The organism is Shewanella sp. 10B (genome assembly GCF_023475885.1).
GTDB classification, from domain to species: Bacteria; Pseudomonadota; Gammaproteobacteria; order Enterobacterales; family Shewanellaceae; genus Shewanella; species Shewanella mangrovisoli.
Genome location: NZ_JAMDJO010000011.1, coordinates 58,540 through 66,072, shown reverse-complemented (window position 1 = coordinate 66,072; position 7,533 = coordinate 58,540). Strand labels below are relative to the sequence as shown.

The following is a 7,533-nucleotide window of genomic DNA, read 5'->3' as shown; positions in this document are numbered from 1 at the left end:
TGTCGAGTAGGTATAGCCGCTAGCACAAACAGGTGTCGCGCTGCTTGTGGTGGTCTTTTCACAGCGGTTATTAGTCGCTGAATAGGTATAGCCTGAAGCACACACCTTGCTAGCGGTCTGAGTGACGGTTTTTTCACAACGTTTATTCGTTGTCGAGTAGGTATAGCCGCTAGCACAAACAGGTGTCGCGCTGCTTGTGGTGGTCTTTTCACAGCGGTTATTAGTCGCTGAATAGGTATAGCCTGAAGCACACACCTTGCTTGCCGCCTGGGTTACGGTCTTTTCGCAGCGTTTATTCGTTGTCGAGTAGGTATAGCCGCTAGCACAAACAGGCGTAGCTGAAGCTGTTAATGTTCTCTCACAGATCTTAAGTGACGAGTTATATGAATAACCTGAAGCACAATCATAATTTACAGGCTGATTTACCGTTTTAACGCAGGCATCCGAGTTAAAGTCGTAATGATAAGCTGGATCGCTACAGGTTTTAAAAGCCGGTTGTGATAGCAGCTGCTCACACCGATCATTGGTGGCAGAGTAAGCATACCCCGTTGGACACTTAGGCACAGTGGGCTTGGTTTCAGTCAACGTACAAGTGCCATCACCATTACTGAGATACCCTGCAGGACAACTAACCTTTGCTATTTGCGTCTGCTGAACACATTTTGATAAATCAGTTGTCATTGTCCAAGAAGATGGACAAGCGTAAATCATTTCGGAAACATTGACTTTTTGGCATGTACCATTGGTGCCGTTTAGGGAAAAACCGCTGTCACATAACTCAGCTGTAACTTTAGGGATCGCCAACTCATAATGGATTTTGCCGCTCAAATTAGCGGTATCCGGCGCCACCGGAATCTTTATCACTCCTCCAGATGAGCTGAGATCGACAACAACAGATACGCTCCCCCCTGGTAAAACCTGCTTATTGTTTATCAAAATCCCCATTGGCGCCGCTGGATCAACTGTAACAGTGACCTCGGTGAACCCCTTAGCTATCTTGCCATCGCCAGTTGTTATTGGTGATGTTTGGAGCACTGTGACAGGTTGATCGATACGGTTAACCACCAGCTTGTCTAAAGCGAGTGCTTTAACGTCAGGAATCTGGGTGTAAGCATTAGCCACTGTCGCAAGTAGGCATAAAAATATGCCAGCCACGATGGTTATGGTTTTGTTTATATGAGTCATAGCAAAGTCCATTGGTCGGAGATCCGAATTTTCCAATTACGAATGCTACAGCTCTGTTTGAGTCACACATTCAGTTTCAATGCCCAAAACGCTCACGCTATTTTTTATTTTGTGAGAGTTGCCAGATCAAGGCGTCGTGTAATCATGAATCACTGTCAATTTACAGAGATAATTCATATGCACGCCGGAGAAGCCCTATACTCTCAACCAGTTCCGCCAAATACTTTTGGTCATGACTATCAGGAACACACTTACGAACCGCAGAATACCAATTACCATGTGCCTCAGAGTCAGCTTGGGCCAATTGGAACGTATCAGAATGGTCATTCCAATGCTGCTTCTCCAGTGAGGTACTGTGGGGCCTTTCCACCATTTTTCTCTCTCAAGTGTCATGGCACGAAAGGTGCAATCGAACTGAAACCGTCGATCACACGAAAGGGTCAATGGCATACGGTAATGTTGGAAGGCGCGCTTGCCATACCCGGCAGTAATCGACAGTTTGACTGGCGTAATAAGTTGGCGGTGCAGATAACAAAATCCGAGATATGTTCTGTTGCTGCAGTTCTGCTCGGCTTAAGAACGAGTTTTGAAGGGAACAATCACGGTCCCCAAAAGAACAAAGGGATGAAGATCACCTGGCAGGAAAATCGAGGTAAGGCAGGAGTGTTTGTTAACCTCATGGAGGGTGGAAAGCCAGCTATCGCTGTTCCAATCACAGGCTATGACTCTGTTATGCTAGCGCATATGGTGTGCAGTCAATATGTCCTTAACTTCCCCGGGCTCTCAGTAGCCAGCTTTATTGAAACTCTAAAACTAGTTAATCACATGAACGTATAGATTGCTCGTGATTTGGATACAAAAACGCCCAGATTTTACTCTGGGCGTTTTGTAATTTTTATCTTAATGTTGTTAGCCGATGCCTAACTTAGCGATACTTAACCCTTATGGTTTGACCTCGCTTACGGTGCACGCTCGGGCTCATAAACTTTCGTCTATATCTTCTTTAGAGACCATAGAGCACATTTACGGTCTAACTGAATTATACATAAGCCTACCACTGTGTCAAATTTGTTTAAGTGACCGGCCCAAGTAGAGCTAGGCATTCGATTTCCAAATCTGGATCTTTATTTTTCAAAGAGTTATATGCTGATTTGAGGCTAGAACCAGAGGAAACTAAATCATCCACTATAAGAATTTTTCCTGCTGGGCTGTAGAAAGGATTCACGCTGATAGGCTCAATGTGAAGACGTTGAGCGTAATCTACATCTTTCATTGCAAACTGACCATTTGGTTTAGCTTTCTCAAGTAACTTTCTCAACTCAATTACTTCTTTTCCACCATTTACACCTTGAAGCTGATTTAACACGTTTGCGTTCGTGGCTTTGAAAAATGCATTTTTTTCTATTGGAACATGCAATATTTCACAGCAGGTTGTGGCTAACCAAAGCGCGATAGGTTTAGATGAAGGTAATGGCGCAACGGTATCAAACTTTTTTCCTTGATAATGATTAGACACAATAGTAGCCATTTTCTCATAGAGCGCAAGCTTACTTTCTTCTGATATTGAAAAATGGTGCAACCCCTTCAAAGCATAGATCAGCGGGTTCCCATCTCCTTTTCTAGTCTTAGATTTTTTTCTCTGAAAAACGGCAGTAATCAACAACTCAAGCCCGATATCATGTTCCACCGGGTTTTTACTGGGATCAGTAATAACTAATCGATCATGAGCATCATTTACACGTACTTCTTTAAGCCTTGAGCCTCGTGTCTCTATAATATCGATACCCATATATTTTCCAAAATTCCTAAGTTAGTCAGATAACGAAGACTAAGCCTTCGTTACCAGTCCTGCAATCTCTGTTTTTGCTTTGTATCGCAATTCTGGGCTCACCAAATACAACGAGTGTTTCCCTTTAGCGGTTATTAGAAACAAAGCAGGCTTGGCCTTGCCGTACTCAATTTGAATAAGGGTTTTGGGTCCAACAAAATACCTTCTAGCCCCTCAGCGCAGTTAGTCGTTATCATCATTCGAATGTTAGTTTCGATAGTTTCATTTTTCTTCCTGGTAACATCAATTCAGGCTAGGGCTCAATAGTCGTTAACACAAAGACATTATCACGGTATTCATGCGGCCTTATCAGGAACACCATTCCTTCTTGTTGTAATTTGAAGCTCTCTAGTTCAGCCAGGTGTTCCAATTGCTCGGATGAGTAACGATTAAACGCCTCCTTTACCAACTTATTACACCAGCTGCTTATTCCCTGCTCGCCATCGTATTGACTCAAAAATCGATGCATATGATACATGCTAAGGCGATCTATCGCGTGAAGGCTGATCTCGACCAAAAATTTTGTACCTTCCAGTCGTGAGTCAATATACCCCCTACGACTCAACTCAGCTGCAGCTATTGAGCTTTGAACACCTTTAGCTCCAAGGCTAAGACTCTTCAAATCTTTGGCTCTTAGACGTGTATACAGCTTGCCTCTGTACAACGGGTGAGTACAAATGATGTTATGAGAGCTGATGTTGTGCAGGTCTTGGATGTGATAATCTAATACTCGATTCATTCTCGTCCCTCTATTGATTCAACTCCATTGATAATCTCACCCAACTAATAAGCCGCAACTTACTCAACTTTTTGCCTTAATTTCTTCGTATAGCGCTCTAAATTCAGGAGTTAACTTGAAATACACTTGACCTTTATTATTACGAGCTACAGCTAGATCATCCATCACCCCAACTTCTAACGACACCATGGATGGGTGCATTGTTACTTTGTAAGTAAAATGAGCGGTACCAACAATTCCGCACGTAAATTCTCGATTAATAAGCTCTACCTGGTAATGATCTACGTCGTACTTGGCTCCATTTTCCAGCATTGATGTCTCATCCAGATCTAAACCAATAATGCCAGACACTTTATCGTTGCATAATGACTCTGAGGCTACCCAATTCCCCTTTGCAAGCCTAATGGCATCCTCATCAACACTCCTGTTGAAGAAATAAATGCAGAAAACCAAAGTCACAACTATTCCCAGGTATAATTTCAAATTCTTTTTCAATTTCATTGCCAATACCATTACCCCACCCCATACTAGTGAGAGATTTGCTGTAAATTCAATGCCTTATAGCAGTCTACAAACGCTCTAATTTTCATATAAATGTGCCTTTTGGTTACGCCACCAATTAAATGCACATCACCTCTGAAAATGGTAATACCGGCCGCCTTATCTACAGTATATAAACGGCCAATGATCGTTTGCTGGTTAAATTTGCTCATAAAGGTCTCATCAAAAGCCCGGTTGATGCTAATTAACATCCCAACGTACTCTTGCTTCTCACGCCATTCGCCATTTGAAAAGAACATAACTTCAGCATGATCCATCGTTATGCGAAAACACGTATCATCATCGTCAATTAGAATGGTGGAATTACAGAAACTGAAGTCATTGAGTAGCTGGGCCAGCTCCTTTATTCCAATGGTATCTATAACCTCACTACACTGCTGTTGTTCTTCCATCTTGCTTTTTACGACTGATTCGACTAAATCTTTATCTTTGCTCATACAATCCCTTAATTAAAGTATCAACGCTACGGCCAGCAAGCCGTAAGCGACTATATGTTCCAATACACCACCTGTTTTACAAATGGTTATTCCAAAACGCTTCTGAACGGGCCACAGTAATGGCACTCCAGAATCTGTCAACATATCAGCGATAATATGCGACATATAGCCAATCATCAGCACCATCACGTATCCATTCGCATGTTCGGTTAAATTGAACAACCAAATGGTGAAAATCAATGGCCAAATCGAATGTGTAAACTGCCGATGTCCAAAGAGCCCCGCAAGCGGTACTGAGACAAATAATACACGCTTGCCGATCGTCGAACTGGGGTGATCTAAATCGGGCAGCAACGACCCGAAAAATATCCCCCCTATCACTGCCCATAGCGGTAAGCCAAGTTCAAGCGATTTGACTACAACTAATGTTACCGCACCTGTCACTATGAGATGATTGCGAAAGATCACAAGGATGCCCTATTGAAATAGGTCAGCAAGCGTGCTGGCCGGCTCACCCTTTGGCGCAGATTGAGTCAGGCTATCGCCCTCAACCATTGTAACCCGGGCCCCACCAGTAAGAACACGTTGCTGTTGATCCATCACCTCTAATTTACGTTGATGATCATCTTGCTTTTCTTGTTCTTCTCGCTGGCGTTTCGACTCTAATCGACGTTCCAGGTCATTGAAGGCTTCTAGCTCTAGGGCATCCTGAGATTGCGACTTGATGATTTGCAACACCTTGTTGAACTCATCATAAGGCAGCTTCAACAGGCTGTAAGCCTGAAACTGACCGGAGGGTAACACCATCACCTTCTGATCAAGCTGCTCATAGCCCACGACGGGCACCGAATCAATCAGCTTATCAATCAAGAATTGCGATGTTTGTACCAGATTCCCTGCCGCATCTTCACGCTCATAAATTCGTTCAGAGCCCGATAGCTCTTGTCGATAGCTTTTGGCCAACTCGAATTCCGCCTGCAGCTTCGCTTTCTTGACCGCAATAGCCATATCCCTTGACTTAGCCGACCCCACGCCAACAATGCCATACTGATCGCTCTTAGGCGGTGACAGGAACCATTTAGGAACGTTGTCTAACTCTACGTTTGCCATGGCAACCGCGGCATCGCGCTTTTGCTCTTGTTGAGTATTAAATTGCTCTACTGGATCACTGGCACAGCCCGCTAGGCACATAGTTGCCAAACTCAAAATGATGACTTTCTTCATAACCAATTCCTTCTATGTATCATTCAGTAAAAGATCACACCACGTGGTTGATGACGTAGTAACTCTCCATTGAGCCCACGCCATGAGGCATCCTTAACACGGTAAACCTCACGTGATATAGCCATTGAAACATCAAAATCTGAACCTGCAACTGACTCAGGCAGGTACAGAAAAAACTCAATATTTTCGACAGTTACGTCACTTAAATTCAATCTCACCACTTCGTCCGCCAGGCGGAAAGAAAGCCAATAAGCGTCAAGGGACAAGGTTTTAAATGCCATGAGATATGGTTTGTCCATTTCTGTATTTATCAGCGTTCCACTCAGATACCCCTTATAAAAGGCCTTGCTGTGATCTGATAGGCTTACCTCATGAGGCATTAACAACTGGCACGCCGGATCATGCTGACCAGAAACAAAACGAGGTGGATTACTTGGGCCATAAGGTAGAAAGGCAAACAAATTATTGCTGCAGTACCTCGGTTCTAAATACTCAGCAACACCTCTCTTCGAACCTTCTTCGTATAGCGAATCGCAGTGATAGAAGTATTTGTCACACAGTTCCATCATCGCTCGACTTTTTGGAAACCATGCTGAAATCGCTTCGGGATTCCTATCGATCTTGAGGTTAATGGTTAATCTAAGTAGACCATTACCAATAGGAGTCACCGCGGCGATCTTATAATCCACATTTGCGTGCTCAATAAATGGATAGATGAAGGTCCGATAGGCTAACTCCACCTCCCTTTGAACGATCTGCTCCTGGGTTAACCCGTTTTCTACAGCATTAGCCAATGACAATATCTCCGAGCCATTGACAACATCGAGTTTCACTTTCACGTCAAGCATAGAAAGGTAATCTTCTACCTCTGATCCACTTAGTTCAGACAGCACCTGGTTCGATTGAATAGACCTTAAAATACTGACCAGCTCACTATTGGTACGCTGCAAATGAGTAATGCGCCTTTGAAGCGATTTATGTTTATGTGCACTTTCTACTTTTTTTCTCATGGCCGACACATCAACAACCAGATCACCCGAGACCACAGCTTCAACTTGATCAATGCTTTTCGTGATAGAAAACTTGTTCAGCTCTACCTCTGCCCCTTGAAGCACATTGCCGACCTCGAGTAGTTCATCTCGATTGCTATCGAAGTGGGTTGTCAACGTGACAAATTTCGGTGTTTGAGAAATAGCCTTTAACATCAAAATACGCTTAGCACGCTCTTTAAACTCCGCCTCGCTCTCACTAACTGATTGTTCGAGCTCAACACTCAAACCCTTGTGGTGATAAACGTCTTGTACAGCAGCTGTGGCTGTTCCACCAGCAAGTAGCAATAGCGTTACTGCGACGAATTTCAGCATTGGCCCCTCCCCTCTCTATTCGTTGTTTATAACAAACAATGAAAATTGATCAGCCATTTCAAAACTCAAAATGGTCGTTGAAAAATTTATTCGCTCATGTTGCTCCATCAACCAATCATTTCACATCTTGAAAAATCAGCAACCAAGACGAAATTACTTTAATTTCAGGAAATTAACGACAGTTGCGGCTTTTCA

9 protein-coding genes are annotated in these 7,533 nt (G+C 43.4%); 1 reads left to right on the top strand and 8 read right to left on the bottom strand.

Annotation, left to right across the window (positions count from 1 at the left end):
- Positions 1-1,185: hypothetical protein (locus tag M0415_RS20410; protein WP_249560522.1), on the bottom strand; the 1,185-nt coding region annotated here is incomplete at its 3' end.
- A gap of 144 nt (positions 1,186-1,329) precedes the next feature.
- Here M0415_RS20410 and M0415_RS20405 point away from each other — a divergent pair.
- On the top strand, positions 1,330-2,022 hold the full coding sequence (locus M0415_RS20405) for a hypothetical protein (RefSeq protein WP_164489355.1): 693 nt from the start codon (positions 1,330-1,332) through the stop codon (positions 2,020-2,022).
- A gap of 235 nt (positions 2,023-2,257) precedes the next feature.
- On the opposite strand, the gene M0415_RS20400 is transcribed toward M0415_RS20405, so the two are convergent.
- The 7 genes from M0415_RS20400 to M0415_RS20370 form a co-directional block, all read right to left on the bottom strand.
- Positions 2,258-2,974 (bottom strand): phosphoribosyltransferase, encoded by a 717-nt coding sequence (locus tag M0415_RS20400; RefSeq protein ID WP_123115330.1) that lies wholly within the window; start codon positions 2,972-2,974, stop codon positions 2,258-2,260.
- Positions 2,975-3,266: 292 nt separating this feature from the next.
- Entirely contained in the window at positions 3,267-3,752 is a 486-nt protein-coding gene (locus tag M0415_RS20395; protein ID WP_086903405.1) for a hypothetical protein, read from the bottom strand.
- A 63-nt stretch (positions 3,753-3,815) separates the two neighbouring features.
- The gene (locus M0415_RS20390) at positions 3,816-4,253 is read right to left on the bottom strand and encodes a hypothetical protein (RefSeq protein ID WP_140374498.1); all 438 of its coding nucleotides are present in this window, start codon (positions 4,251-4,253) and stop codon (positions 3,816-3,818) included.
- A 26-nt stretch (positions 4,254-4,279) separates the two neighbouring features.
- Positions 4,280-4,750 carry a hypothetical protein gene (locus M0415_RS20385; RefSeq protein ID WP_123115331.1) on the bottom strand — a complete coding sequence of 157 codons (471 nt, stop codon included), beginning with the start codon at positions 4,748-4,750 and terminating at the stop codon, positions 4,280-4,282.
- A 12-nt stretch (positions 4,751-4,762) separates the two neighbouring features.
- Positions 4,763-5,218 (bottom strand): metal-dependent hydrolase, encoded by a 456-nt coding sequence (locus M0415_RS20380; protein ID WP_164489356.1) that lies wholly within the window; start codon positions 5,216-5,218, stop codon positions 4,763-4,765.
- A 9-nt stretch (positions 5,219-5,227) separates the two neighbouring features.
- Complete coding sequence (locus M0415_RS20375) at positions 5,228-5,974, bottom strand: hypothetical protein (RefSeq protein WP_123115333.1); 747 nt, start codon at positions 5,972-5,974, stop codon at positions 5,228-5,230.
- Between the two features lie 23 nt (positions 5,975-5,997).
- A complete protein-coding gene (locus M0415_RS20370; protein WP_123115334.1) occupies positions 5,998-7,338 on the bottom strand; it encodes a hypothetical protein in 1,341 nt (446 codons plus the stop codon).
- Positions 7,339-7,533 lie beyond the last annotated feature (195 nt).

Excerpts from the sequence above, each read along its gene's own strand:
- M0415_RS20405 (WP_164489355.1), top strand. The coding sequence starts at position 1,330 with ATGAATCACTGTCAATTTACAGAGATAATTCATATGCACGCCGGAGAA.
- M0415_RS20400 (WP_123115330.1), bottom strand. The coding sequence starts at position 2,974 with ATGGGTATCGATATTATAGAGACACGAGGCTCAAGGCTTAAAGAAGTA.
- M0415_RS20395 (WP_086903405.1), bottom strand. The coding sequence starts at position 3,752 with ATGAATCGAGTATTAGATTATCACATCCAAGACCTGCACAACATCAGC.
- M0415_RS20390 (WP_140374498.1), bottom strand. The coding sequence starts at position 4,253 with ATGAAATTGAAAAAGAATTTGAAATTATACCTGGGAATAGTTGTGACT.
- M0415_RS20385 (WP_123115331.1), bottom strand. The coding sequence starts at position 4,750 with ATGAGCAAAGATAAAGATTTAGTCGAATCAGTCGTAAAAAGCAAGATG.
- M0415_RS20375 (WP_123115333.1), bottom strand. The coding sequence starts at position 5,974 with ATGAAGAAAGTCATCATTTTGAGTTTGGCAACTATGTGCCTAGCGGGC.
- M0415_RS20370 (WP_123115334.1), bottom strand. The coding sequence starts at position 7,338 with ATGCTGAAATTCGTCGCAGTAACGCTATTGCTACTTGCTGGTGGAACA.